Origin of the sequence: Microbacterium flavum (assembly GCF_018717645.1) — a bacterium.
GTDB lineage: Bacteria > Actinomycetota > Actinomycetes > Actinomycetales > Microbacteriaceae > Microbacterium > Microbacterium flavum.
In genome coordinates, this window is record NZ_JAFLHG010000011.1 from 104,145 (window position 1) to 129,924 (window position 25,780).

The following is a 25,780-nucleotide window of genomic DNA, read 5'->3' on the forward strand; positions in this document are numbered from 1 at the left end:
ATCCGGTGGCACAGACACCGGAGGCCGACCTCGCGCTCGCCCAGGCACGCGACGAGGCGCAGCGACTGACGGAGCAGATCGTGGGGGCGCGCGACGCCTACTACGGCCGCGACGCGGAGATCGTCGACGACGCGACCTACGACGGGTGGATGCGGCGCCTGCAGGAGCTCGAGCGGGCGCACCCCGAGGTGCAGGGCCAGGATTCGCCGACGCTCAGCGTCGGCGCCGCCGAGTCGTCGATGTTCGCGCCCGTGGAGCACGCCGAACGGATGCTGAGCCTCGACAACGTCTTCACTCCGGACGAGCTGCGCGACTGGTGCGTGAAGACGCAGGCCGCGGCCGCCCGCCCCGTGCGGTGGCTCCTCGAGCTCAAGATCGACGGGCTGGCGATCAGCCTCCGCTACGAACGCGGCATCCTCACCTCGGCGGCGACCCGAGGCGACGGCAGGATCGGCGAGGACGTCACCGTCAACGCGGTCCGAGTCGCCGGGATCCCCAGCAGGCTGTCGGGGGAGGGACACCCCGAGATCGTCGAGGTGCGCGGGGAGGTCTACATTCCGGTCGCGGCATTCGACCGGCTCAACGAGCTGCAGGCGGCGATGCGAGAGAAGGTCGCAACGGACATGCGTGCGCGGGGAGCCGATGAGGAGCGTGCCGAGCGCAGTGCCGCGCGCCGGTTCCCCGCCTTCGCGAACCCGCGCAACGCCGCCAGCGGCGGCCTGCGTCAGCAGCTGGACAAGAAGTCCGGCCTGGAGCTCGACGCGGGCGAGGCGCGCCTCGGGTCCCTCCGGCTCCTGGTGCACGGCATCGGCGCCTGGCCGGCGCCGCCCGTCGACTCGCAGAGCGAGGTGTACGGCCTCCTCGCGGAGTGGGGTCTCCCGACGAGTCCGTCCTTCCGCACCTCCGATGATGTCGAGGGCGTCCTCGATTACGTGGCCTTCTACGGCGAGCATCGCCACGATGTCGAGCACGAGATCGACGGAGTGGTCGTCAAGGTCGACGAGCTCGCCCTGCACGAGGAGCTCGGCGCGACCAGTCGCGCACCGCGCTGGGCGATCGCGTACAAGTACCCGCCCGAGCAGGTCAACACGAAGCTCCTCGACATCGTCGTCTCCGTCGGCCGGACGGGCCGGGCCACACCTTTCGCGATGATGGAGCCCGCTCTCGTCGCGGGGTCCGTGGTCCGCCAGGCGACCCTGCACAATCAGGACGTCGTCAAGGCGAAGGGCGTCCTCATCGGCGACACCGTGGTGCTGCGCAAGGCCGGGGATGTCATCCCCGAAGTCCTCGGACCGGTGGTCGAGCTGCGCGACGGCAGCGAGCGCGCCTTCGTCATGCCGGCCGACTGCCCCTCGTGCGGAACCCCTCTCGCGCCGTCGAAAGAGGGTGACATCGATCTGCGGTGCCCGAATACGCGTTCCTGCCCCGCGCAGGTGCGCGGCCGGGTGGAGCACATCGGGTCGCGGGGTGCGTTGGACATCGAGGCACTCGGCGAGGTGACCGCCGCGGCCCTCACCCAGCCCTCTGTTCCGACCGAGCCGCCCCTGGTCACCGAGGCCGGGCTGTTCGAGCTCACCCTCGATGAGCTCGTGCCGATCGAGGTCATCGTCCGCGACGGGGAGACCGGCGAGGAGAAGATCGACGAGAAGACCGGGACGCCGGTGCGCCGCGCCCCCTTCCGGCGCAATCCCACGCCGGCGGAGAAGAAGGCGGGGCTCACTCTTCCGCAGCCCTCGGCGCAGGCGCTGACCCTTCTCGCCGAGCTGGAGAAGGCCAAGAAGAAGGACCTCTGGCGGTTCCTCGTGGCCCTGAATATCCGCCACGTCGGTCCTGTCGCCGCCCGGGCGCTCGCGCAGTGGTTCGGGTCGGTCACGGAGATCCGCGCCGCGACCCGAGACGACCTCGCCGCCGTCGAGGGCGTCGGCGGGATCATCGCCGATTCGCTCCGCGAGTGGTTCGACGTCGACTGGCATCGCGAGATCGTCGACCGGTGGAGCGCGGCCGGGGCGCGACTGGAGATCCCCGGCCACCCGGGCCCGGGCGCCGCCGTCGCCGCCGGCGGCGTGCTCGAGGGGCTGACGGTGGTGGCCACGGGTTCCCTCGAGGGGTACACCCGCGAGGGCGCCGAGGAGGCGATCCTCGCCGCCGGAGGGAAGGCCGGATCGAGCGTCTCGAAGAAGACCGACTTCGTGGCGGCGGGCCCGGGAGCGGGGTCCAAACTCGGCAAAGCGGAGGCGCTCGGCATCCGGATCATCGATGCCGCGCAGTTCAAGATCCTCGTGGAGGAGGGGCCCGCGGCGCTCGATGCGCTCGCTCCCGACGCCGGGTGACGCCTTCTCGGGCCGTGCCCCGCGCTCAGCCGCGGGTGAGCTTCAGCAGCGACTCGCGCACCTGTCGGCGCAGCACCTTCCCGATGAGCGAGGTGGGCAGCTCGTCCACGACGAAGATGCGCCGCGGCACCTTGTAGGGCGTGAGAATGCCGCGCGCGAACTCGCGGATCGAGTCGACGTCGACGTCTGCGGCATCATCGAGCACCACCGCCGCGACGACCTCCTCGCCCGAGTGGTCGCTCGGAAGGCCGACGACCGCCGCATCGACGACGTGGGGATGCTGGCGGAGGGCGTTCTCGACCTCGGTCGGAGCCACGTTGAACCCGCCCGTGATGATGAGCTCCTTGATGCGATCGACGATGCGGACGAAGCCCTCCTCGTCGATCTGAACGATGTCGCCGGTGCGGAACCAGCCGTCGACGAAGACGTCCTCGGTGGCTTCGGGCTTGCCGTAGTAGCCCTGGAAGACCTGAGGCCCGCGCACGATCAGCTCGCCGCGTTCACCCGGCGGCACGTCGCGGGTCGGCTCGTCGGGGTCGACGACGCGGCACTCGGTGCCGGGCAGCGGCAGGCCGACGGTGCCGGGCTTGCGGTTGGGAGCGACGGGATTCGCCATGAGGACGGGCGAACACTCCGAAAGGCCGTATCCCTCGACGAGGTAGCCGCCCGTGGCGGCTTCGAACGGCACCACGAGGTCGTGCGGCAGTGCCATCGCGCCGGAGATGGCGACCTCGGTCCCCGCGAGGGAGACACCCTCGGCCTGCGCGGCCTTGAGGAGCCGGTCGGCGATCGGCGGCACGAGCGGGAGGAAGGTCGCCGGGTGCTTTTTCGTCACGTCGAGCACCATCGCCGGGTCGAAGCGCGGGAAGAGGACGAGGCGGGCGCCCATCGACATCGCGAAGGTCAGGCAGAGGGTCAGCCCGTACGCGTGGAACATGGGGAGCACGGCGTAGACCACGCATCCCTCGCCGGGACGGATCGAGGGGACCCAGGCCTGCGCCTGCCGCGCGTTGGCGAGAAGGTTCCGGTGCGTGAGCACGGCGCCCTTCGGCGTTCCGGTGGTGCCGCTCGTGTACTGGATGATCGCGACGTCGTCGGTGGCGGGCTGCGGGAAGGACTCCGGGAGCGGCGGCACCTGCAGGAGCTTCTCCCAGGCGACGGCCCCGGTCGTGCGCTCGGTGAGCGCGGAGCGCGACGCGCGGGCCTTCGCGACGGGGAGCCGGAGCGCGATGCGGAGCGAGAAGGGCATGGCGCGTGTCACATCGACGCTGATGAGGTTCGTCACGGCGAGGTCGGCGGGGAAGTCCTGGACGGTCTGGACGACCTTGCTCCACACGATCGCGGTCTTCGCGCCGTGGTCCTCGAACTGCTTGCGCAGCTCCCGGGGCGTGTAGAGCGGGTTGTGCTCGATCGCCACCGCTCCCAGGCGCAGGATCGCGTAGAAGGCGATGATGTGCTGGGGGCAGTTCGGCAGCACGATCGCCACCGTGTCGCCCTTGCCGACGCCGAGGGTCCTGAGGGCTGCGGCGGCGCGCGCAACGGCATCCACCAGCTCGCGGTACGACATCGTCCTTCCGAAGAACTGCAGCGCGGGCGCGTCGGGGTAGTCGCGGGCGGAGGCGTCGACGATGTCGAGCAGCGACCCGGCGACGGGGTCGAGGTCGTCCGGAACTCCGTCTGCGTAGCTGCGGATCCAGGGGCGAGGAGGCTCGTACGTGCTCACGCGGGCCAGCCTAGCCGCGGCGACGGAGCGGGCGGGGCGCGCAACTAGACTGTCGTGGTGTCTGAAATCACCCCTGATCTCGTCCGCCATCTCGGCGTGCTGGCCCGCATCCAGCTCGACGACGACGAGGTGGAGCGCCTGACCGGCCAGCTCTCCGCGATCGTCGACAACATCGCGAAGGTGTCCGAGGTCGCGACCCCCGACGTCCCCGCGACGAGCCACCCGATCCCGCTCGAGAACGTCTTCCGCCCCGATGTCGTCGGCCAGATGCTGACGACCGCGCAGGTGCTCCAGAACGCGCCGGATGCCACCGACGACCGCTTCAAGGTCACCGCCATCCTGGGGGAGGAGCAGTGAGCGCCGACCTCATCCGCCTGAGCGCGGCGGACCTCGCGGACAAGATCGCCTCCGGCGAGGTGTCCAGCGTCGAGGCGACGCAGGCCCACCTCGACCGCATCGCCGACGTCGACGGCGACGTGCACGCCTTCCTCCACGTGAACGCACAGGCCCTGGATGCCGCGCAGGACATCGATCGCCGCCGCGCCGCGGGCGAGGAGCTGGGCGAGCTCGCCGGCGTGCCGCTCGCGATCAAGGACGTCCTCGTGACGACCGACATGCCCTCCACGAGTGGATCGAAGATCCTCGAGGGGTTCCTCTCGCCGTACGACGCCACCGTCGTGGCGCGTGCACGGGCGGCGGGTCTCATCCCGCTCGGCAAGACCAACATGGACGAGTTCGCGATGGGCTCCTCGACCGAGCACTCCGCTTACGGTCCGACGCACAACCCGTGGGACCTCGACCGGATCCCGGGCGGGTCGGGCGGTGGCTCTGCCGCCGCCGTCGCCGCTTTCGAAGCGCCGTTCGCCCTCGGCTCGGACACCGGCGGCTCCATCCGTCAGCCGGCCCACGTCACCGGCACCGTCGGGATGAAGCCCACCTACGGCGGTGTGAGCCGCTTCGGCGCGATCGCGCTGGCTTCGTCCCTCGACCAGGTGGGGCCGGTGTCTCGCACCGTCCTCGATTCCGCCCTCCTGCACGACGTCATCGGCGGCCACGACCCGAACGATGCGACCTCCCTCGCGGATGCCTGGCCCTCGTTCGCCGCCGCGGCGCGCGAAGGTGCGACCGGGGAGGTCCTCACGGGACTCAAGGTCGGCGTGATCCGCGAGCTTCCCGACTCCGGCTTCCAGGCCGGCGTGTCGGCGTCCTTCCGCGCGTCGCTCGCCCTCCTCGAAGCCCACGGCGCCGAGATCGTCGAGGTCAGCGCGCCGCACTTCGAGTACGGCGTCGCCGCCTACTACCTGATCCTCCCGGCGGAGGCGTCGAGCAACCTCGCGAAGTTCGACTCGGTGCGCTTCGGGCTGCGCGTCGACGTGCCCGGTGGCACCGTCGAGGACGTCATGGCACGCTCGCGCGAGGTCGGGTTCGGCGACGAGGTGAAGCGACGGATCATCCTCGGCACCTACGCCCTGTCCGCGGGCTACTACGACGCGTACTACGGCAGCGCGCAGAAGGTGCGCACCCTCATCCAGCGCGACTTCGACGCGGCCTTCGCCGGCGTCGACGTGATCGCGACCCCCTCGGCTCCGACGACGGCGTTCCGTCTCGGCGAGAAGGTCGACGACCCGCTGCAGATGTACCTCAACGACGTCACGACGATCCCGGTGAACCTGGCGGGGGTGCCCGGCATCTCGATCCCGTCCGGGCTCGCGGAGGAGGACGGGCTGCCGGTCGGCATCCAGTTCATCGCGCCGGCTCGTCAGGATGCGCGCCTGTACCGTGTCGGGGCGGCGCTGGAGACGCTGCTGGTCGACGAGTGGGGCGGTCCCCTGCTGGACCGTGCCCCCGCGCTCGGCTCGGCACGCAGCGATGTGGAAGGAACCCGCTGATGGCCAAGGCTGCCCTGATGGACTTCGATGAGGCGCTCGAGCGCTACGAGCCGGTCCTCGGCTTCGAGGTGCACGTCGAGCTCAACACCGAGACGAAGATGTTCTCCGCCGCCGCGAATCCGGCGAATGAGAAGAACCACAGCGCGGGGCCGAACACGCTCGTCGCGCCCGTCGACATGGGTCTGCCCGGCTCGCTGCCCGTCGTCAACGAGACGGCGGTCCGCTACTCGATCAGCCTCGGGCTCGCGCTCGGCTGCTCGATCGCGCCGTCGAGCCGGTTCGCGCGGAAGAACTACTTCTACCCGGACCTCGGCAAGAACTACCAGATCAGCCAGTACGACGAGCCGATCGCGTTCGAGGGTCAGGTGGAGGTCGAACTCGAAGGCGGCGACATCGTCACGGTGCCGATCGAGCGCGCGCACATGGAGGAGGATGCCGGCAAGCTCACCCACATGGGCGGCGCCACCGGCCGCATCCAGGGTGCCGAGTACTCGCTCGTCGACTACAACCGCGCCGGAGTGCCGCTCGTGGAGATCGTCACGAAGCCGATCTTCGGGGCCGAGCATCGCGCTCCCGAGCTCGCCGCGGCGTACGTGCGCGCGATCCGTGACATCGTGATCGGGCTCGGCATCTCCGAGGCGCGGATGGAGCGCGGAAACCTCCGCTGCGACGCCAACGTCTCCCTGCGACCGCGGGCCGCGGCAGGCGAGCCCGCCGCGCCGCTCGGCACGCGCACGGAGACGAAGAACGTCAACTCCATGCGGTCGGTCGAGCGTGCCGTGCGCCACGAGATCCAGCGTCAGGCGGCCATTCTCGCCGCGGGTGGGACGATCACGCAGGAGACCCGCCACTGGCACGAGGACACCGGGACCACCTCCCCGGGGCGCCCGAAGTCGGATGCGGACGACTACCGCTACTTCCCCGAGCCCGACCTCCTGCCCGTCGCGCCCTCGGCCGAGCTGATCGAGAGCCTGCGCGCGGCGCTCCCCGAGCCGCCGGCCGTGCGTCGGCGCCGTCTCAAGGCGGACTGGGGCTTCGCCGACATCGACTTCCAGGGCGTCGTCAACGCCGGCCTGCTGAACGAGGTCGAGGCGACGGTCGCGGCAGGCGCCGCCCCGGCTGCGGCACGGAAGTGGTGGATGTCGGAGATCTCCCGCATCGCCAACGCCGACGGCGTCGAGGCATCCTCGCTCGTCTCGCCGGGCTCCGTCGCAGAGCTCCAGAAGCTCGTCGACGCGGGAACGCTCACCGACAAGCTCGCCCGCCAGGTGCTGGAGGGGGTCATCGCCGGTGAGGGCTCGCCGCAGGAGGTCGTCGACGCCCGCGGGCTCGCCGTGGTCTCCGACGACGGTGCGCTCATCGCGGCGATCGACGAGGCCCTCGCGTCGCAGCCCGACGTTCTCGCGAAGATCCGCGATGGCAAGGTGCAGGCCGCCGGTGCCGTGATCGGCGCTGTGATGAAGGCGATGAAGGGGCAGGCGGACGCCGCGCGCGTGCGCGAGCTGATCCTCGAGCGCGCGGCGGGCTGAATCCGGCTCCACTCCAGGCCCGCCGCGCCGCCCGGATGTCGGCGGCACGCGCGAGAATGGACACATGGGGCGTGGCGACGGCAGCGGACGGAGGGTGTCCGCGCCGGATGCCGACGATGCGGGAACTCGGATCCTCCACGTCGACATGGACGCGTTCTACGCATCGGTCGAGGTGCTCGATGATCCGACTCTCGCGGGCACGGCATTGATCGTGGGCGGGATGGAGGGCCGAGGTGTCGTGTCCAGCGCGTCCTACGAGGCCCGCCGCTACGGAGTTCGGTCGGCGATGAACGTCGCGCAGGCCCTGCGCCTGTGCCCGCACGCGATCGTGGTGCCGCCGCATTTCGAGCGGTACAGCGCCCTCTCCCGGCAGGTGATGGGCATCTTCCACGAGATCACGCCTCTGGTCGAGCCGCTCTCGATCGACGAAGCCTTCCTCGATGTCTCCGGCGCCGGGCGCCTCTGGGGGAGCCCCGGGACGATCGCACGGGCGCTCCGTGCGCGGGTGCGGGAGGAGACCGGGCTCGTCTGCAGCATCGGGGTCGCGGCGACCAAGCACGTCGCCAAGATCGCGTCGACCCTGTCCAAGCCGGACGGGCTACTCATCGTCAGCGGGCAGGAGACGAGCACCTTCCTCGCCGCGCTGCCGGTGCGAGCGCTGTGGGGGATCGGGCCGAAGGCGGCTGAGGCGCTGGAAGCGCGCGGCATCCGGCTCGTGTCCGACATCCTCGCTTCGCCTCGGGCGGTCATCGAGCGGGCGCTCGGCCGCGCGGGCGGCGCGCGGATCTGGCAGCTCGCGCAGGGGCTCGACGCGCGCGAAGTGGAGACCGAGCGCACGGAGAAGAGCGTCGGCCACGAGGAGACCTTCCTCGAAGACGTCACCGATCCGGCGCTGCTGCGCAGCGAGCTGCGTCGCCTCTCCGACCGCGTGGCAGGCCGCCTGCGGGCAGGGGGTTGGGAGGCTCGAGGGATCGCGCTGAAGCTGCGGTATGCCGACTTCACGACACTCTCCCGTTCGACGACGCTCGCCGAGCCCACCGACGTCGGCCAACGGATCGGAGAGAGGGCGATCGCCCTGTTCGACGACGTCGAGCTGGCCCAGCCGGTCCGCCTCATCGGGGTCCGCGCCGAGCGGCTCGCGCCCGGGGGCGCCGCCCTCGCTGCGCTCTGGGACGACGACGAGGACTGGCGTCGCATCGACGCGGCCCTCGACGGCGCCCGCGAACGGTTCGGCGGAGGCGCGGTCACCCGCGCGAGCATCCTCGGGCCGCGCCGCGATGTGAATGCGCTGCCGACGAATCCGCGCCTGCCCCGCGAGGGCCCTCCGTCGCGGTAGGGGTGCGCAGCGGCTACGGTTGACGCATGCCCAACCTCGCACTGGAACTCGGCAAGCAGACCTCGGCGCTCGGCGTCACCAGCGTCTACGGCGAACAGCAGGACGTCGACGGCGTTCGCCTCGTCCCGGTCGCCCTCACCTGGTCGGGCTTCGGCGCGGGGGAGGACACGGCGGGTGGCGGAAGCGGCGGAGGCGGCGGCGGTGTCGCGATCCCCGTCGGTGCGTACCTCCGGAAGGGCGACGACCTGAGGTTCGAACCCAATGTGATCTCGCTCCTCGCCGTCGGCATCCCCTTCGTGTGGGTCGCCGGTCGCGCGCTCAGTCGCGTGATCCGTGCGCTCAAGCGCTGACGGATTCGACCGCGCCATCGCGGAGGCCGTGCGCCGCATCACGGATGCGACGGCGGAGGTTCCGACGGGGATCGTCCCGATCATCCTGATCGACGGGCGCTCCGGTTCGGGCAAGACGACACTCGCGGGGGCTGTGCGCGCGGCGTGGCCTGGCGAGATGAGCGTCGTCGCTCTCGACGACATCTACCCGGGATGGGGCGGCTTGGCCGAGGGAGCTGCCACGGCTCGCACCGCTGTCCTCGAACCGATCGCCGCAGGCCGGGATGCCCACTGGCGGAGGTGGGATTGGGCGTCGGGGGAGCCCGGAACGCCGATGACGACGCCGGCGGGCACCCCGCTCATCATCGAGGGGTGCGGAGCGCTCACCGCGGAGTCCGCGGCGCTTGCGCCGATCCGCGTGTGGATCGAATCCCCCGCGCAGGAGCGACGCCGACGTGCGCTCGCGCGTGACGGCGAGACGTTCCGTCCGCACTGGGAGATGTGGGCGGCTCAGGAGGTCCGGCACATCGCGGCAGACGACCCGATCGCGCACGCGACGATCCACGCCGAGGTGCCCTGACGCACCGCGGCGTTCAGCCCTCCATCGCGTCGAGCAGCCCCTCGAGCCGGTACCCCAGCCAGGTGTAGATGCCGAACCTCGGGTGCGAGAGATCGTCGGTGTCGTCGTGGATGCCGAGGCGAACGGCGAGGACCAGGCGGATCGCGGTGATGGTGCGCAGCCACGCATCCACCTGCGCGTCGTCCAGGGAGATCACCTGCATCGCCGTCGCATCACGGTCCTCGAGGTCCGATACGCGCTCAGCGGCGCCGGCGTCACGAAGGGTGCGCGCCACCTCCGCGCCCTCGGCGCGGCGCCGCTCGAGGAGATCACTCTGGGTGAATCGACGGAACTCGGCTGCGGCATCGGCATCGTCGCGGTACGCGTCGGGCACGAGTCGCGCGATCGCCGGGTCGCCGCCGACGTCGGAGGGATCGGTGTCCGTGAGGAGCTCGACGAACTGCGCGACGATGTCCGCGAGATGAGCCGCTTCGAGCGCCGAGATCTCGATGACGACGCCGCTCATGCACCACCCCCACGGACCGTCGCCCACAACCCGAAGTCGTGCATGGCCTGCACGTGGAGTTCCATCTGCTCGCGTGCGCCCTCCGCGACGACGGCATGGCCGTCGTGATGAACGGCCAGCATGAGGTGCTCGGCGCGCTCCCGGGTATAGCCGAAGTACGTGCGGAACACGTGGGTGACGTAGCTCATGAGATTGACCGGGTCATTCCACACGACGGTCTGCCACGGTCCGGATATGCTGGTCGCCTCGTTCAGGTCGATCTCGTCGAGCGGGATCGTGGCGACCGTGGTCCTCATCACGCCCAACCCAGATCATGGAGTCGGTCGTCGTCGATGCCGTAGAAATGCGCGATCTCGTGCACAAGCGTCGTGTGGACCTCGTCGCGGAGCCCGTCGAGGTCCTCGCAGGCGTGCAGGTGCGGTTCCCGGTAGACGATGATCCGGTCGGGGAGCTCGCCGATGCCGTAGCGATCGCGTTCGGTCAGGGCGAGACCGTCGTACAGTCCCAGCAGGTCGAGGGAACCGTCCTCCGGGCGGTCCTCGATGACGAAGACGACGTTGTCGAGCCCGGAGACCATCTCTTCGGGCAGAGCGTCGAGCTCATCACTGACGAGCGCATCGAACGCGTCGGCATCCAACTCGATCACAGACATCTCCCGTCAGGGGAGGACATGGGGTGGCTAACGGGACTTGAACCCGCGACCCCCGCGACCACAACGCGGTGCTCTACCAACTGAGCTATAGCCACCATGCGCCCGTTTCCGGGCAACCAGACGATTGTATTACACACTCGGGGCATACGATGACACAGCCGATGCGGCGGCATCACGCGCCTGGTCGGTCGATGGTCCCGGCCCGGGGACGAAGACCGCCTGACGGTAGTACGCGAGTTCGCGGATGGACTCTCGGATGTCCGCCAGGGCGCGGTGCCCGCCGTCCTTCGCGGGCGCGTTGAAGTAGGCGCGCGGGTACCACCGACGGGACAGCTCCTTGACGCTCGAGACGTCGACGTTCCGGTAATGCAGCCAGCGGTCCACGCGCGGCATGTATTTCGCGAGGAACATCCGGTCGGTCCCGATCGTGTTGCCGGCGAGCGGTGCCTTCCCCTCCGGAACGAAGCGCTGGATGTACTCGAGCGCCTCGAACTCCGCCTCGCCGAGCGTCACACCGTGCGGGATCTCCGCGAGCAGACCCGACGATTCATGCATGTTCGTGACGAACTCGTTCATGTGGTCGAGCGCCGACTGATCGGGCTTGATGACGACAGCGAAGCCCGGGTCGAGGACCTTGAGGTCGAAATCCGTGATGACGATCGCGATCTCCACCAGCTCGTCGATCTCCAGATCGAGCCCTGTCATCTCGCAGTCGATCCAGACGAGGCGGTCGTTCTCCGCGGCATTCACCATGTGATTCATCCTAACGAGGCCGCCCGACATCCCCGGCGGCTCCCGCTACGCTGGATGGGCGCCTCCGTAGCTCAGTGGAAGAGCGACGGCCTTCTAATCCGTGGGTCGCAGGTTCGAATCCTGCCGGGGGCACCACGTGTGCGACGTCGGGTGACCCCGGGTGACGCCGGGGCGGTCGGCATCTTCCCTCGAACGGCCGCGAGGCGTACGGTCGGTTCCGACGAGAGGAGTCACCGATGAGCACCACTTCGTCCACCCTGTGGGTCGCCTACGGCGCCGAGGGGAGTGTCGTCGGCACCGTCCGGCGGGATGGCGACGGCTACACGGCCACCATCGCCGGCGCCGATGCAAGCCTCGGCACGTACCCCACCATGGAGATCGCCAAGGGCGCGTTGCACGGGCATCTTCCGCCGGGATCCGACTGGCCGCGCTTCGTCGAGCACTGAGCTCGCGGGCTCGCCGCGCCGGGTTTCCGACGCGGCGACCGCTCCGCAGGTGGCGTGCGCGGATCGCTGACGCGCGTCAGTGTGCGGCGGACGTCGTGGGCCGGGCGGCCGCTGACTCTTCGATGCGGCCGGACGGCCCCTGCGGGCGGCGGCGGCGATCGAAGAGCGGGAGCGCACGGTGCACGAGGGGTCCGATGCCGGCGGCGAAGAGGACCGTCCCCAGGCCGACGGTCCCGCCCAGCAGCCACCCGAGGAGCAGCACCGTCGCCTCCACACCGAACCGCGCGGCCCAGACGGGGATCGCGAAGCGTGCGTGCAGGCCGGTCATCAATCCGTCGCGGGGTCCGGATCCGAATCCCGCGCCGATGTACAGGCCCGAGGCGACAGCCACGAGCACCATGCCTGCGAGGAACACGACCACCTGGAGTGCGAAGCCGTGCACGAGGGGGGTGACTGCGAGGGTGAGCTGCATGCTCGTGCCGACGAGCAGGATGTTCGCGATGGTCCCGAGCCCGGGGCGCTGCCGGAGGGGGATCCACAGCAGGAGGACGAGGAAGCCGACGATATTGGCCACCCAGCCGATGCCGATGCCGGTCTGTCGAGAGATGCCCTGGGCGAGAACCGTCCACGGGTCGAGCCCGATATCGGCGCGCACCATGATTCCGCACCCTGCTCCGAAGAGCACGAGACCGAGGAAGAGTTGCAGGAGGCGAACGCGCATGCACGAACGTTAGCGCGCAATTGGACTGCGGTGCCCATGCCAATTCCACTATCGTGGACTCATGGACTCCCGGATCAGCGCCCGCGCCCTGTCCCTCGCCCTGGGCGGGTGGCGCTCCCGCGAACCCGCCTACGAGGCTCTCGCAGACGGCATCCGGCTGCTGTGCCTGGACGGCCGGATCGCCGCGCGCACCGCCCTGCCGGCCGAGCGCGATCTCGCCGTCACGCTCGGACTCAGTCGCAGCACGGTGGCGACGGCCTACCGAAGCCTTCGGAACTCCGGTCATATCGCGAGTGTGCGCGGATCCGGGAGCGTGACTTTGCCGGCACGGCGACGGGAGCCCGGGCGCGCCACCGCCGGTGACGGAGCGATCGATCTGCAACAGGCAAGCCCCGCGGCGTGGCCGGGACTTGCAGGGATCATGAGCGAGGTGGCCGCGGATGCCGCGTCCCTCCTCGCACGCGCCGGCTACGATGTGCGCGGGTCGCTCGGCCTGCGAGCAGCGATCGCCGACCGCTACACGGAGCAGGGCCTGCCCACTGATCCCGACGAAGTGATGGTCACGACCGGAGCGCAGTCCGCGATCGATCTGCTCGGCCGGTCCTTCCTGCGCCGGGGCGACCGCGCGCTGATCGAGACGCCGACGTATCCGCACGCCGCTGAGGCCTTACGCAGTGCGGGCGCCCGGCTCGTCGGCGTCCCGGTGTCTCCACAGGCCGGGTGGGATCTGGACCGAGCGGAGCAGGCGTTCGCGCGGACCGCGCCACGGCTCGCGTACCTCATGCCGCGGTTCCAGAACCCGACCGGCCGCTCGATGGACGCCGCCGAGGAGGACGTCCACGCCCGTGCCGCAGCACGCGCCGGCACGGTGATCGTCGTGGACGAGACCACCGCAGAGCTGGCGATCGAGACACCGACGGAGCCGCTCGCGTTCGCCGCGCATCCCGTCGTCCGCGTGGGGTCGTTGGGGAAGACGGTGTGGGGAGGGCTCCGCGTCGGATGGATTCGGGCCGACAGCGAGCTGATCGCCCACCTCGTCGCCGAGCGCCCGCCCCGGGACCTCGGAACTCCCGAGTTCGAGCAGGCGGTCGCGACGCGTGTGCTCGCGCGGATGCCGGATGTCCTCGCCCAGCGCGCGCAGCTGCTGCGTGAAGGGCGCGATGCCGTCACTGATGCCGCCCGCGCGCGCCTGCCGCAGTGGCAGATCCCCCGCGTCTCCGGGGGAGTGGCCCTGTGGATCGAACTCGATGCGCCGCTGAGCTCGGGACTCGTCCTCGCGGCCCGCCGAGAGGGGGTGTATCTCTCGGCGGGCTCGCGTTTCGCGGTCGACGGCGGCCACGATCGACGCCTCCGCATCCCGTTCACCGCTCCCGTCGACGATCTCGTGCGCGCGGTCGAGGTGATTGCGCGGGTGTGGCCGGACGTGCGATCCGCGGCTCCGGACCGCGTGGGGGACTTCCTCGAGACGATGGTGTGACCTCGGCCCCGCCTTCGGTCATTCAGCGGAGGTATCGCAGGCATTCCACGGCCTCCCGCGGACTCCAGAACGCCCCGACCTCCCGCATCCGCGCCGCGGCGAGATCGAATCGCTCGGCATGGAACCTCTCGCCCTGCGAGGTCGCTTCCACGCGCAGGTGGCCGACGACGCGGCCCGTCTGCTCGAGGACGCGCCATCGACGTGACGAGACGCGGCGAAGGCTGATTCCCCTGATCCCGAGTGCCATCGTGGCGGGCGTTGTGATGTTCGTGAGCGACATGTCGCACCTCCGCGATCGAACATAGCTTCGACATCCGACATCGCCGCGACGTGCGTATCCCATCGTGCCCTCCCCAGCGGGGCCCACGAACGAAGCATCCACAGATCGGCCCCTCTGCTCCCTCGGCGGGATCGTGCAGCGCCATCCTGGGGATGCTTCCGGCGTCCGGAAAAGGGCACACGGGCGCCGGGAGCAGCCCACGGATCCGCCGTCGGGCGTCGACGAAGGGACGGAAGAAATGACAGACACCATCGCGATCACGGGGAACCTCACCTCCGCGCCGGAACGCGTCCCGATCTCGGGGGATGTGACCATGGTCAAATTCGGACTGGCGAGCACCGAGCGCCGCTTCGCCGATGGGGGATGGAGCGACGTCCACACGAACTTCTACAACGTCTCCGCCTTCCGCAAGCTCGCCGAGAACGCGCTGGCCTCGCTCGAACGGGGCCAGCGGGTCATCGTCGTGGGCAAGCTGAAGGTGCGGACGTGGGAGAGCAACGGACGGACAGGGACGAGCGTCGATATCGAAGCCTCGAGCATCGGGCCCGACCTGATGTTCGGGGTCGCGACCTTCTCGAGGTCGACGCGGTCGGGCGGTGCGGAAGCCGTCCGCAGGGAGGCTGAGTCCACAGACGCCGGCGAGTGGGCGGCGCCCGGCACCGTGGCCGGACACGACGCAGACCGTCCCGCCGCCGAACGCACCGGCGATGAATCCTCCGACGTGCGGCCCGACGGAGAACCGGAGCTGATCGGTGCGAGCGGCTGGGCGGCGCGGGATGAGACACCGTTCTGAGTGCGTGTAGGCAGGCAACGCGATGCCGAGACCAGGAGCAGCGTGGGCGGGTGCGAACGCGCCCCTTTAGACTCGACGCGTGCACCGTTCCGTCTCGACGTCCGTCCGGCTCGCCGCGTCGTGCGCGATCGCGATCAGCGGGATGATGTTCAGCGCGTGCTCTCCGACGCCGGGCCCCGCGCCGGCGGTGACGACGTCCTCGCCGTCGCCGTCGGCATCGCCGACGCCGACAGGCCCTGTGCTGCTTCCGGAAGGAACCGCGCAGGAGAACCTGCCCTTCTTCACCGCCATCATGAATCAGGTCGCGGCGACGGAACAGCGGTGGCAGGGTCGGGCCTACGTCGACGCGCTCGTCGCGGCGGGGTTCCCGAAGGACGCCATGGAGCTGACCAACGACCTCACGACCGTCGGGAACGGTGCGGATTCGATCCAGTTCTCCGTGCGGTGGTCGGGCGAATGCCTCGTGGGCCAGGTCGGGCCGTCGACACCGACCCCCACCGCGCTCGTCCTGCCCCAGGTGCCGGGAGGCACGTGCCTAGTCGGTCAGACCCGTCCGATCGACTGGTGAGCCCCGGCGGCGCCGCCGCGTAGACTTGGGCCGTTATGGCCGAATACATCTACTCCATGGTCCGTGCCCGCAAAGCAGTGGGCGAGAAGCTGATCCTCGACGACGTCACGATGTCGTTCCTCCCCGGAGCGAAGATCGGCATGGTCGGCCCCAACGGCGCCGGTAAGTCGACGATCCTCAAGATCATGGCGGGGCTCGACACGCCCTCCAACGGCGAGGCCAAGCTCACTCCGGGCTTCACCGTCGGCATCCTGATGCAGGAGCCGGAGCTGGACGAGACCAAGACCGTTCTGGAGAACATCCAAGAGGGCGTCGCGATCAAGGCCAAGCTCGACCGCTTCAATGAGATCTCGGCGCTGATGGCCGATCCCGACGCCGACTTCGACGCGCTCCTGGCCGAGATGGGCGTCCTCCAGGAGGACATCGACGCTGCCGACGGGTGGGATCTCGACTCGCAGCTCGAGCAGGCCATGGATGCGCTTCGCACCCCGCCGGGCGACGAGCCGGTCACCAAGCTCTCCGGTGGTGAGCGCCGCCGTGTCGCGCTCGCGAAGCTCCTCCTGCAGAAGCCGGACCTCCTCCTCCTCGACGAGCCCACGAACCACCTCGACGCGGAGAGCGTCCTGTGGCTCGAGCAGCACCTCCAGTCGTACAAGGGCGCCGTCATCGCGATCACCCACGACCGGTACTTCCTCGACAACGTCGCCGAGTGGATCGCCGAGGTCGACCGCGGACGCCTCATCGGCTACGAGGGCAACTACTCGACCTACCTGGAGAAGAAGGCCGAGCGCCTCGACGTCCAGGGCAAGAAGGACGCCAAGCTCGCGAAGCGACTCAAGGACGAACTCGAGTGGGTCCGCTCCTCCGCCAAGGGGCGCCAGACCAAGTCGAAGGCTCGTCTGCAGCGTTACGAGGAGATGGCCGCCGAGGCGGAGCGCACGCGCAAGCTGGACTTCGAGGAGATCCAGATCCCCGCCGGTCCGCGCCTGGGCAGCGTCGTGATCGAGGCGAAGAAGCTGCAGAAGGGCTTCGGCGACCGTTCGCTCATCGACGGACTGAGCTTCAGCCTTCCCCCGAACGGCATCGTCGGCGTCATCGGCCCGAACGGCGTCGGCAAGACGACCCTCTTCAAGACGATCGTCGGACTCGAGCCGCTCGACGGAGGCGACCTCAAGGTCGGTGAGACCGTCAAGATCAGCTACGTGGACCAGAGCCGCGCGAACATCGACCCGAACAAGACGCTGTGGGAGGTCGTCTCCGACGGCCTCGACATCATCACCGTGGGCAAGATCGAGATCCCCTCGCGCGCCTACGTCTCCAAGTTCGGCTTCAAGGGACCCGACCAGCAGAAGAAGGCCGGCGTCCTCTCCGGTGGTGAGCGCAACCGCCTGAATCTCGCGCTCACGCTCAAGGAGGGCGGCAACCTGCTCCTCCTCGACGAGCCCACGAACGACCTCGACGTCGAGACCCTGTCCTCACTCGAGAACGCCCTGCTGGAGTTCCCCGGCTGCGCCGTCGTCATCACCCACGACCGGTGGTTCCTGGACCGCATCGCGACGCACATCCTCGCGTACGAGGGCACCGAGGAGAACCCCGACCAGTGGTACTGGTTCGAGGGCAACTTCGAGGCGTACGAGGCCAACAAGATCGAGCGCCTCGGCCCGGACGCGGCCAACCCGCACCGTTCGACGCACCGGAAGCTCACGCGTGACTGACCCTTCGACACGCTCAGGGAGCGGGGCGGCCTCAGCGTCGGGAGCGGGCGTCCGCATCCATGTCCCGATCCACCTGCGGTGGGGCGACCTGGACGCGTTCAACCACGTCAACAACGCCACGATGCTGAAGCTGCTCGAAGAGGCGCGCGTGCGCGTCTTCTGGTCGCCGATCGCGGGTGAGGAAGCCCCCGACACCGCCGTCATCGACGCGGGTCTGGATGCCGGTGAGCTCACCCTCATCGCGCGCCAGGAGATCGAGTACCTCGCCCCCGTGCCGTACCGCCGGGAGCCCCTCGATGTGCAGATGTGGTTCGGCAAGCTCGGCGGCTCCAGCGTCGAGGTCTGCTACGAGGTCTTCAGCCCCCGCAGCGACGCCGATCAGACGCTGTACGCCCGCGCATCCTCCGCGGTCGTCCTCGTCGACGCCGCGACCTTCCGTCCCGTGCGCCTGAGCGAGCGCATGCGCACGGCCTGGGCGCCCTACCTCGGGGAACCGGTCGCGTTCAACCGGCGCTGACGCGGACGCGGGTCCTCCCGACCGAAGCGCCTCTCACGCCCCGTCGGGGACGCGCACCATGATCTCCTGGGCGACGGTGGCGACCAGGTCGCCCTCCCGCGTGAAGATGCGGCCCGTCGCGAGCCCTCGCCCGCCACGGGCGCTCGGTGATTCCTGCGCGTAGAGCAGCCACTCGTCGACCCGCGCTGGACGATGCCACCACATGGCGTGGTCGAGGCTCGCGACCTTCAGACCCGGCTGCGACCACGGCACGCCGTGCGCACGCAGGACGGACTCCTGGATGGTGAGGTCGCTCATATAGGCGAGGACGGCGCGGTGGACGACGGGATCGTCTCCGATCGGTCGGCGCGTGCGCATCCAGACGTGCTGAGCGGGGACGGGAGCGTCCGGGACCGCGTCGTAGATCGCGCCCTCCGCGTGGACCACCTCGATCGGGCTGTCGGCGAGAAGTCGTCGGGAGAGCGGATGGACCGTCGCGGCGGAGAGGAGCTCGTCCGGCGGCGTGATTCCGGCAGGCGGGCTCGCCTGGTGCTCGAGACCCGGATCTTCCCGCTCGAACGAGGCGATCATCGAGAAGATCGGGACGCCGTGCTGATACGCCTGCGTCCGGCGCGTCGAGAACGACCGCCCGTCGTGGATGCGATCCACCGACAGCGTCAGACCCTGAGCGGCGTCCCCCGGGCGCAGGAAATACCCGTGCATCGAGTGGGGGACGCGGTCGTCGCCCGTCGTGCGGTCGGCGGCGATGATCGCCTGCGCCAGCACCTGACCGCCGAAGATCCGCCCCGTGGGCATGGGGTGTGAGCTGCCGGTGAAGATGTCCTCGGTCGTTCGCGCCTCGCTCGAGGCGAGGTCGAGCACCTCGAGCATCATCGTCACCGGATCGAAGGACGTGTCGCTCTGACCCACTGTGCTCCCGTCGTCGTGCGCCCGTACGGCCGCCCGCTTGGTAGTTTAGGGCGGATGCCTCACGACCTCCTCTTCCCCGACGCAGCCACAGCGTCGGACGTCCTCGTCTTCGCGCAGCGCGCGTCTCGTCTGGGCGAGGGGACGGTGCGATTGAAGGCGCAGGACGGGATCCTCGTCCTGACCACGCCCGTCCTCGCCCCGCGAACGCTGCTGGAAGCAGTTCCGACGGTGCTCGGCATGCGCGCGGTCAGCGTCGATCCCGAGCTCGTGTGCGACCTCGTCGTCGACGCCGGCGCGCTGGTGGCAGCCGACGATGCCGCCGCGATCCGCCTCCCCGCCTCCGCGGTGACGGCACCGTGGGCGGGGATCTCCCCGCCGCGCGCCGGATGGGTGGCGGTCGGGGAGATCCCCGCCGCCGACCTTGCCACCCGATCGCAGTGGGGCATCGCGGCCGTCGCGGAGGCGGTGCCGACGGATGCCGGGGAGGACGTCGTCCAGACGGTCCGCGCCGCGGTCTGGGGGGAGGCGGACGACGGGCTCGCCGGGCTGCCGCTGGGCGTCGCCTTCGCCGCCTTCGCCCTCGGCTTCATCGCCGGCGAGGAGCAGGCGATGATCCGGCGTGCCGGTCCCTGGACGCGGGTGAGCCTCGACCGCGGTCACGTGCTGGTCCGCGACACGGTGCGCAGCGGCTTGACGTCCGTGCGGACCACCGGCGCCGCCTGATCCGCACGGGAGGGCCGGCCCCTCAGACCGCCGCGGCGGCCGCCCGACCGGCGATGCGTCCGGAGAACAGACATCCGCCGACGAAGGTGCCCTCCAGGGCCCGATACCCGTGCATCCCCCCGCCGCCGAATCCCGCCGCCTCGCCGGCTGCGTACAGACCGGGGATCGGCGCGCCGTCCGCGCCGAGGGCCCGCCCGGACAGGTCGGTCTCGATCCCGCCGAGCGACTTGCGGGTGAGGACGTGGAGCTTCACCGCGATGAGCGGCCCGGCCTCGGGGTCGAGGATCCGATGGGGTGCTGCGGTGCGGATGAGCCGGTCGCCCCGGTAGGCCCGCGCAGAGCGCAGCATCGCGATCTGGGCGTCCTTCGTGAAGTCGTTGTCCATCTCGCGATCGCGGGCCTCGACCTCGCGCCGCACGAGGTCGGGGTCGAGCGCCTCGCCGCCGGGCAGCGCCCGCATCCCCGTGATGAGCTCGCCGAGCGTGCGCCGGACGACGAAGTCGGCGCCGTGGTCCAAGAAGGACTGCACGGGGCCCGCGGCCCCCTTGCCGAGCCTCGAGCGGAGGAGGAGGCGCACATCCTTCCCCGTCAGGTCGGGGTTCTGCTCGCTGCCGGAGAGTGTGAACTCCTTCTCCACGATCCGCTGCGACAGGACGAACCAGGAGTGGTCGTGACCGGTGCGGCGCAGGTGCGCGAGCGTGCCGAGCGTGTCGAAGCCCGGAAAGAGCGGAACGGGAAGGCGCGCACCCGTCGCATCCAGCCACACGGACGAGGGCCCGGGGAGGATGCGGATCCCATGCCCGGGCCAGATGGGGTCCCAGTTCTGGATGCCTTCGACGTAGTGCCACATGCGGTCACCGCCGATGAGGTGCGCGCCGGCCGCGGCGGAGACGGGTTGCATCGACCCGTCCACGTACGCCGGGACGCCGGTGATCATCGTCGCGGGCGGCGCGCCGAGACGCGCCGGCCACTGTGCGCGGACGAGCTCGTGGTTGCCGCCGATCCCGCCGGAGGAGACGACCGTCGCGCCGGCCGTGACGGTGAACTCGCCGACGGGCTCGCGCGACGTCGCCGCGCCGCGGGGGGCCGCGTCCGGCGCCAGCACCTCGCCGCTCGCGCCGGTGACCGCGCCGTCGGCCGTGGTCAGATGCGTCACCCGATGGCGCGGGAGGATCGTGATGCGGCCCTGGGCCTCGGCGCTCTCGACGGCGGCGTGGAACGGCGCGACGAGCCCCGGTCCCGTGCCCCACGTGATGTGGAACCGGGGGACGGAGTTCCCCGGCCCGGTAGCGGTGTACCCGCCGCGCTCGGCCCATCCGACGACGGGGAAGAAGCCGACGCCCTTCTCGCGCAGCCAGGCGCGCTTCTCTCCCGCCGCGAACTGGAGGTACGCCTCCGCCCACTGCCGCGGCCACCGATCCTCGTCGCGATCGAAACCGGCGGTGTCGAACCAGTCCTGTCGCGCGAGCTCCAGCGAATCGTTGATCCCCATTCGGCGCTGCTCGGGGGAGTCGACGAAGAAGAGACCGCCGAACGACCAGAATGCCTGGCCGCCGAGATTGGGTCGCGACTCCTGATCGACGATCACGACGCGCTTCCCCTCGGCGGCGGCTCCGGAGGCGGCGACGAGGCCGGCGAGGCCCCAGCCGATCACGAGGACATCCGCGTGGTGGTGCTGCGGGGGCATGGCGACTCCTTCGTCGTCCAGAGGGTGGGTCCGTAGGCCCGCTAGGGGTGCGGCGTCGGCTCGAAGGTGTTGACCATCGCGAACGCCGCCCGTTCGAGATAGTCCCACAGCGTGGCCTCGTGCAGGGGCGACAGGCCGAGGCCGTCGACAGCGGCCCGCATGTGCGCGAGCCACCGATCGCGGGCGTCGGGGTTGACGCGGAACGGGAGGTGGCGCATCCGCAGGCGCGGATGACCGCGCGTTGCGCCGTAGGTCGTCGGCCCGCCCCAGTACTGCTCGAGGAACAGCGTGAGGCGCTCTGCCGCCGGGCCGAGGTCGTCCTCGGGGTACATCGGCTTCAGCACGTCGTCGGAGGCGACGCCGCGATAGAACGCGTCCACGAGGCGAACGAAGGTCTCGTGACCGCCGACTTGGTCGTAGAACGACACGGGGGTCTCGTCGCTCACGGCTTCTCCTTCTTCGGCGTGTCGCCCGTCGGGCCTTCGCCGGTCGGCGCCACGGAGCCGGGGGCAGACCCTTCCGGCGAGGAGGGGGGAGGGGTCAGGGCATCCTTCGCCGGCTCGCCATGGTCCGTGTCGGCCTCGCGGACGGACTTCTTTGCCGTGCGACGCGGCTTCCAGACGGGTTTCGCCTCAGCGGCGGTGGTGACGGGCGTCGGCTTGGTCCGCGGCGGGTTCGCCCCGCGGACGCGCTGGGCGCCATCGGTGCCGGAGAGGACGATCGAGTTCAGCTGCGGGAGGGTGAGCCCCAGCTCGTCCATCGCATGCTTGAGCCGCATGCGCAGCTCGCGGGCGACGTCATCCTTCGCATTGGTGCGCGTCTTCTGCACGAGGCGGATGACGAGGGCGTCGCCGCCGATCGACTCGAGCCCCCACACCTCGGGCTGATCGATGAGGCGGGTGCGCCACTTCGGATCCTTCGCGAGTCCCTTGGCGGCATCGAGCATCGCCTTCTCGACCTCGGAGATCTCCGCATCGACGGGGACGGCGAGGTCGATGATGACGCGGGACCACCCCTGCGACATGTTGCCGATCCGGGTGATCTCGCCGTTGCGCACGTACCAGAGGGTTCCGTTCACGTCGCGGACGTGCGTCACGCGCACGCTCACGTACTCGACGACTCCGGTCGCGAGGTCGAGGTCGACGACGTCGCCAATGCCGACCTGATCCTCCGCGACGATGAAGATGCCGTTGAGGACGTCCTTGACGATGTTCTGGGCGCCGAAGCCGAGGCCGGCGCCGAGCGCGGCGGTGAGGAGGGTGAACGACCCGAGGACGTCCGGGCTGATCCGGAAGACGATGAGGATCAGCGCGATGATGACGATCGTCGTGTTGACGATGTTGCTGAGGATCGACCCGAGGGTGCGCGTGCGCTGGATGATCCGCACCTGTGCGAGAGGCGAGTTGTCGACGGCACGCGTGTCGTCGGTGTCCGCCTTGCTCTTCGCTCCGCGCACGATGCGGTCGACGACCCGCGTGATCAGTCGCCGCATCACCCACGACAGGATGAACGCGCCGATGATGATGCCCGCGATCGAGAGCAGCAGCCAGCCGAGGTCGGCGAGGGAGCCCAGCACATCAGTGCCGAACTGGCTCCACGTGAAGCCCGTGTCGGGCGCGGGAGAGGTGTCGTCGAGGGGGGTGCGCATCATCCTGATCCTACCGACGCCCCCTCAGCGCCGGCTGGGCGTGAGGGGGCGTCGGCGCGTACGGACGTCAGGCTGCGGCATCCCGTTCCTGCACGGCGAGCGCGCGCTCGACACCGGCGAGGTTCTCGCGCACCAGGCGGCGCAGCGCCGGAGCGGTGTCGCGGTGCGCATCGAGCCAGCGTCGCGTCGCGTCGCGCAGTTCCGTGTTCGCCAGCGCGGCCGGGTAGAGCCCGATGATGAGGTACTCGGCGATGTGGTAGGTGCGGCTCTCCCACACCGGCAGCAGCATGTCGAAGTAGGGCTCGACGAAGGATCTCAGCGCCTCGACGCCGTTCGCGTTGACGAAGCCGAGCGCCGATGCGCGCACCACGGTGTTGGGAAGGTCCGCCGTGTCGATGAGCGAGGACCACGCCGCGCGCTTCGCCTCGACCTGGGGAAGCGCCGCTCGGGCCTGGGCCGCGAACTCGCCGCCCTTCGCCGTGTTGTCCGCGGCGCGTGCCGCGTCGATGTCGCTCGCGGTCACGACCCCGCCGGCGGCGAGGGACACGAGGAGCGCCCACGACAGGTCGGCGTCGATCTCCAACCCGGGCAGGGTGGTCTCGCCGTCCCGCAGCGCGCGCACCTGCTCCCACTGCGCCGCCGTCGCGGCGGCGCTCGCGAAGCCCGTGACGAACTGCAGCTGGCTGTCGCTGCCCGCCTCGGCGGACTGGGCGAGGGCCCAGAGCCCGTCGGCGACCTTCTCGCGGGTGCTCTCGCGCTTCTCGGGCGCGACGTACGTGTTCGCCGCGAGCTGGAGCTGTCCGAGCGTCGTGCGCACCGTGGTCGACTCCGTCTCGGCGCCGATGTTCGCGAGAACGAGGTCGACGTAGTCGGATGCCGAGGCATCCGCATCGCGGGTCTGATCCCACGCGGCGCCCCAGACGAGCGAGCGGGCGAGCGGGTCGGAGATCTTCCCCAGGTGTGCGATGGCGGTGCGCAGCGACCGCTCGTCCAGGCGGATCTTCGCGTAGGCGAGGTCCTCGTCGTTCAGGAGCACGAGGTCGGGCTGCGCGAGACCCACGAGTTCGGGCACCTCGGTGAGGTCGCCGTCGACGTCGAGCTCGATGTGGTGCGTGCGCACGAGGGCGTCGCCGTCGAGGTCGTAGAAGCCGACGCCGAGGCGGTGCGGGCGGATCGTCGGGTAGTCGGCGGGGGCCGTCTGGACGATCGCGAAGCGCGTGAGCCTGCCGGCGGCATCCGTCTTCAGCTCCGGGGCCAGCGTGTTCACGCCGGCGGTCTCCAGCCACTTCTTCGACCAGGTCGACAGATCGCGTCCGCTCGTGGCCTCGAGCTCGGTGAGGAGGTCGCGCAACTCGGTGTTGCCGAACGCGTGCTTCTGGAAGTACGCGCCGACGCCCGCGAAGAACTCGTCGATGCCGACCCACGAGGTCAGCTGCTTGAGGACCGAGCCGCCCTTGGCATAGGTGATCCCGTCGAAGTTCACCTCGACGTCGTGCAGGTCATTGATCTCCGCTACGACGGGGTGGGTGGAGGGGAGCTGATCCTGGCGGTAGGCCCAGGTCTTCTCCATCGCGTTGAAGGTCGTCCATGCCTCGGTCCACTCGGTGGCCTCGGCGGTCGCGATGGTCGAGGCCCACTCGGCGAAGGACTCGTTGAGCCAGAGGTCGTTCCACCACTTCATCGTGACCAGGTCGCCGAACCACATGTGGGCGAGCTCGTGCAGGATCGTGACGACGCGGCGCTCCTTGACGGCGTCGGTCACCTTGCTGCGGAACACGTAGGTCTCGGTGAAGGTGACCGCACCCGCGTTCTCCATGGCCCCGGCGTTGAACTCGGGGACGAACAGCTGGTCGTACTTGGCGAACGGATAGGGGTACCCGAACTTCTCCTCGTAGTAGGCGAAGCCTTCGCGGGTCTTGTCGAAGATGTAGTCGGCGTCGAGGTGCTGCCACAGGCTCTTGCGGCCGTAGACGCCGAGCGGGATGACGCGGCCGGAGGCGCTCTGAAGCTCTGAGAACGTGGCCTCGTAGGGACCCGCGACGATCGCGGTGATGTAGGACGAGATGCGCGGCGTCGGCTCGAACGCCCACGTGGCCGTTCCGTCGGGGCCGGGCGCGGGCTCGGGCGTCGGCGAGTTGGAGACGACCTTCCAGGCCTCCGGCGCGGTCACCGTGAACTGGAACGTCGCCTTGAGGTCGGGCTGCTCGAACACCGCGAAGACGCGGCGCGAGTCGGGGACCTCGAACTGGGAGTAGAGGTAGACCTCGCCGTCGACGGGGTCGACGAAGCGGTGCAGGCCCTCACCGGTGTTCGTGTAGATGCCATCGGCATCGACGATGAGTTCGTTGTCCGCAGCGAGGCCGTCGAGGCGGATCCGGGAGTCGGCGAAGACCTCGGCGGGATCGAGCGCGGCGCCGTTGAGGGTGATCTCCCGCACGTCGCGGGCGATGAGGTCGATGAAGGTCGAGGCACCCTCGGTGGCGGTGAAGCGGATGACGGAGCGGGATCCGAAGACCTCGGCGCCCTTCGTCAGGTCCAGCGCGACGTCGTACGAGATGCCGGCCCCCGAGCTTGTCGAGGGGTCGATGATCGCGCGGCGCTCCTGCGCCTCGATGCGGGTCAGGTTCTGTCCAGGCACTGCGGTACTCCCATGGGTGAGGGGTGTGGTCC

At 70.1% G+C, this 25,780-nt stretch carries 26 protein-coding genes and 2 tRNA genes; 15 read left to right on the forward strand and 13 right to left on the reverse strand.

All coding sequences use genetic code 11. From position 1 onward, the window contains the following. Positions 1 to 5 precede the first annotated feature (5 nt). The gene (gene ligA / locus J0P97_RS12285; RefSeq protein WP_215488072.1) at positions 6 to 2,330 is read left to right on the forward strand and encodes an NAD-dependent DNA ligase LigA; all 2,325 of its coding nucleotides are present in this window, start codon (positions 6 to 8) and stop codon (positions 2,328 to 2,330) included. Positions 2,331 to 2,355: 25 nt separating this feature from the next. Here the strand turns inward: ligA and J0P97_RS12290 are convergent, their stop codons facing one another. Next, positions 2,356 to 4,053, reverse strand: a complete 1,698-nt coding sequence (locus J0P97_RS12290) for a long-chain-fatty-acid--CoA ligase (protein ID WP_282837182.1) — start codon at positions 4,051 to 4,053, stop codon at positions 2,356 to 2,358. 57 nt (positions 4,054 to 4,110) lie between these two features. Here J0P97_RS12290 and gatC point away from each other — a divergent pair, with 57 nt between their 5' ends. The 6 genes from gatC (at position 4,111) to J0P97_RS12320 (ending at position 9,716) form a co-directional block, all read left to right on the forward strand. Beyond that, positions 4,111 to 4,410 (forward strand): Asp-tRNA(Asn)/Glu-tRNA(Gln) amidotransferase subunit GatC, encoded by a 300-nt coding sequence (gatC, locus tag J0P97_RS12295; RefSeq protein WP_215488074.1) that lies wholly within the window; start codon positions 4,111 to 4,113, stop codon positions 4,408 to 4,410. Beyond that, positions 4,407 to 5,942 carry an Asp-tRNA(Asn)/Glu-tRNA(Gln) amidotransferase subunit GatA gene (gene gatA / locus J0P97_RS12300; RefSeq protein WP_215488075.1) on the forward strand — a complete coding sequence of 512 codons (1,536 nt, stop codon included), beginning with the start codon at positions 4,407 to 4,409 and terminating at the stop codon, positions 5,940 to 5,942. Before gatC ends, gatA begins: the two co-directional genes overlap by 4 nt. Beyond that, on the forward strand, positions 5,942 to 7,471 hold the full coding sequence (gene gatB, locus J0P97_RS12305) for an Asp-tRNA(Asn)/Glu-tRNA(Gln) amidotransferase subunit GatB (protein ID WP_215488076.1): 1,530 nt from the start codon (positions 5,942 to 5,944) through the stop codon (positions 7,469 to 7,471). Before gatA ends, gatB begins: the two co-directional genes overlap by 1 nt. 64 nt (positions 7,472 to 7,535) lie before the next feature. Continuing rightward, the gene (dinB, locus tag J0P97_RS12310) at positions 7,536 to 8,807 is read left to right on the forward strand and encodes a DNA polymerase IV (protein ID WP_215488077.1); all 1,272 of its coding nucleotides are present in this window, start codon (positions 7,536 to 7,538) and stop codon (positions 8,805 to 8,807) included. Positions 8,808 to 8,833: 26 nt separating this feature from the next. Next, entirely contained in the window at positions 8,834 to 9,157 is a 324-nt protein-coding gene (locus J0P97_RS12315) for a hypothetical protein (RefSeq protein ID WP_215488078.1), read from the forward strand. Next, positions 9,141 to 9,716 carry a nucleoside/nucleotide kinase family protein gene (locus J0P97_RS12320; RefSeq protein ID WP_215488079.1) on the forward strand — a complete coding sequence of 192 codons (576 nt, stop codon included), beginning with the start codon at positions 9,141 to 9,143 and terminating at the stop codon, positions 9,714 to 9,716. Before J0P97_RS12315 ends, J0P97_RS12320 begins: the two co-directional genes overlap by 17 nt. 13 nt (positions 9,717 to 9,729) lie before the next feature. Here the strand turns inward: J0P97_RS12320 and J0P97_RS12325 are convergent, their stop codons facing one another. From J0P97_RS12325 to orn, 5 genes are all read right to left on the reverse strand, one after another. Then, the gene (locus J0P97_RS12325) at positions 9,730 to 10,221 is read right to left on the reverse strand and encodes a DUF2017 family protein (protein ID WP_215488080.1); all 492 of its coding nucleotides are present in this window, start codon (positions 10,219 to 10,221) and stop codon (positions 9,730 to 9,732) included. Next, complete coding sequence (gene clpS, locus J0P97_RS12330) at positions 10,218 to 10,517, reverse strand: ATP-dependent Clp protease adapter ClpS (protein WP_215488081.1); 300 nt, start codon at positions 10,515 to 10,517, stop codon at positions 10,218 to 10,220. Before clpS ends, J0P97_RS12325 begins: the two co-directional genes overlap by 4 nt. Then, complete coding sequence (locus J0P97_RS12335) at positions 10,517 to 10,873, reverse strand: metallopeptidase family protein (protein ID WP_215488082.1); 357 nt, start codon at positions 10,871 to 10,873, stop codon at positions 10,517 to 10,519. Before J0P97_RS12335 ends, clpS begins: the two co-directional genes overlap by 1 nt. Positions 10,874 to 10,892: 19 nt before the next feature. Further along, positions 10,893 to 10,968, reverse strand: a tRNA-His gene (locus tag J0P97_RS12340). A 34-nt stretch (positions 10,969 to 11,002) separates the two neighbouring features. Beyond that, a complete protein-coding gene (gene orn, locus J0P97_RS12345) occupies positions 11,003 to 11,626 on the reverse strand; it encodes an oligoribonuclease (RefSeq protein WP_215488083.1) in 624 nt (207 codons plus the stop codon). Positions 11,627 to 11,686: 60 nt separating this feature from the next. Here orn and J0P97_RS12350 point away from each other — a divergent pair. After that, positions 11,687 to 11,761, forward strand: a tRNA-Arg gene (locus tag J0P97_RS12350). 101 nt (positions 11,762 to 11,862) lie between these two features. Then, the gene (locus J0P97_RS12355) at positions 11,863 to 12,072 is read left to right on the forward strand and encodes a methyltransferase (protein WP_215488084.1); all 210 of its coding nucleotides are present in this window, start codon (positions 11,863 to 11,865) and stop codon (positions 12,070 to 12,072) included. 76 nt (positions 12,073 to 12,148) lie between these two features. On the opposite strand, the gene yczE is transcribed toward J0P97_RS12355, so the two are convergent. Further along, positions 12,149 to 12,793 carry a membrane protein YczE gene (gene yczE / locus J0P97_RS12360; protein WP_215488085.1) on the reverse strand — a complete coding sequence of 215 codons (645 nt, stop codon included), beginning with the start codon at positions 12,791 to 12,793 and terminating at the stop codon, positions 12,149 to 12,151. Between the two features lie 61 nt (positions 12,794 to 12,854). On the opposite strand from yczE, the gene yczR reads away from it, so the two are divergent. Next, positions 12,855 to 14,270 (forward strand): MocR-like transcription factor YczR, encoded by a 1,416-nt coding sequence (yczR, locus tag J0P97_RS12365; RefSeq protein ID WP_215488086.1) that lies wholly within the window; start codon positions 12,855 to 12,857, stop codon positions 14,268 to 14,270. 22 nt (positions 14,271 to 14,292) lie between these two features. On the opposite strand, the gene J0P97_RS12370 is transcribed toward yczR, so the two are convergent. Then, positions 14,293 to 14,550 carry a DNA mismatch repair protein gene (locus J0P97_RS12370; RefSeq protein WP_246540361.1) on the reverse strand — a complete coding sequence of 86 codons (258 nt, stop codon included), beginning with the start codon at positions 14,548 to 14,550 and terminating at the stop codon, positions 14,293 to 14,295. 238 nt (positions 14,551 to 14,788) lie between these two features. Between J0P97_RS12370 and J0P97_RS12375 the strand changes: the two genes are divergently transcribed. The 4 genes from J0P97_RS12375 to J0P97_RS12390 all read left to right on the forward strand — a co-directional run bounded on the left by J0P97_RS12375 (position 14,789) and on the right by J0P97_RS12390 (position 18,143). Then, positions 14,789 to 15,343 (forward strand): single-stranded DNA-binding protein, encoded by a 555-nt coding sequence (locus tag J0P97_RS12375; protein ID WP_215488087.1) that lies wholly within the window; start codon positions 14,789 to 14,791, stop codon positions 15,341 to 15,343. A 79-nt stretch (positions 15,344 to 15,422) separates the two neighbouring features. Continuing rightward, a complete protein-coding gene (locus J0P97_RS12380) occupies positions 15,423 to 15,911 on the forward strand; it encodes a DUF6993 domain-containing protein (protein ID WP_282837180.1) in 489 nt (162 codons plus the stop codon). A 35-nt stretch (positions 15,912 to 15,946) separates the two neighbouring features. Next, the gene (gene ettA, locus J0P97_RS12385; RefSeq protein ID WP_215488088.1) at positions 15,947 to 17,626 is read left to right on the forward strand and encodes an energy-dependent translational throttle protein EttA; all 1,680 of its coding nucleotides are present in this window, start codon (positions 15,947 to 15,949) and stop codon (positions 17,624 to 17,626) included. Beyond that, positions 17,619 to 18,143, forward strand: coding sequence for an acyl-CoA thioesterase (locus J0P97_RS12390; protein WP_215488089.1), 525 nt, complete (start codon positions 17,619 to 17,621; stop codon positions 18,141 to 18,143). The genes ettA and J0P97_RS12390 overlap by 8 nt, the downstream gene beginning before the upstream one ends. Positions 18,144 to 18,176: 33 nt before the next feature. Here J0P97_RS12390 and J0P97_RS12395 read toward each other — a convergent pair whose 3' ends face one another. Then, a complete protein-coding gene (locus J0P97_RS12395; RefSeq protein ID WP_215488122.1) occupies positions 18,177 to 19,016 on the reverse strand; it encodes an acyl-CoA thioesterase in 840 nt (279 codons plus the stop codon). Between the two features lie 90 nt (positions 19,017 to 19,106). Between J0P97_RS12395 and J0P97_RS12400 the strand changes: the two genes are divergently transcribed. Beyond that, on the forward strand, positions 19,107 to 19,775 hold the full coding sequence (locus J0P97_RS12400; RefSeq protein WP_215488090.1) for a DUF8185 domain-containing protein: 669 nt from the start codon (positions 19,107 to 19,109) through the stop codon (positions 19,773 to 19,775). A 22-nt stretch (positions 19,776 to 19,797) separates the two neighbouring features. Here the strand turns inward: J0P97_RS12400 and J0P97_RS12405 are convergent, their stop codons facing one another. The 4 genes from J0P97_RS12405 to pepN all read right to left on the reverse strand — a co-directional run bounded on the left by J0P97_RS12405 (position 19,798) and on the right by pepN (position 25,748). Further along, complete coding sequence (locus J0P97_RS12405; protein ID WP_215488091.1) at positions 19,798 to 21,462, reverse strand: FAD-binding dehydrogenase; 1,665 nt, start codon at positions 21,460 to 21,462, stop codon at positions 19,798 to 19,800. Positions 21,463 to 21,503: 41 nt separating this feature from the next. Then, the gene (locus J0P97_RS12410) at positions 21,504 to 21,908 is read right to left on the reverse strand and encodes a globin (protein WP_215488092.1); all 405 of its coding nucleotides are present in this window, start codon (positions 21,906 to 21,908) and stop codon (positions 21,504 to 21,506) included. Then, complete coding sequence (locus J0P97_RS12415) at positions 21,905 to 23,113, reverse strand: mechanosensitive ion channel family protein (protein ID WP_215488093.1); 1,209 nt, start codon at positions 23,111 to 23,113, stop codon at positions 21,905 to 21,907. The genes J0P97_RS12410 and J0P97_RS12415 overlap by 4 nt, the downstream gene beginning before the upstream one ends. Positions 23,114 to 23,177: 64 nt before the next feature. Beyond that, positions 23,178 to 25,748 (reverse strand): aminopeptidase N, encoded by a 2,571-nt coding sequence (gene pepN, locus J0P97_RS12420; RefSeq protein ID WP_215488094.1) that lies wholly within the window; start codon positions 25,746 to 25,748, stop codon positions 23,178 to 23,180. Between the last annotated feature and the right edge of the window lie 32 nt (positions 25,749 to 25,780).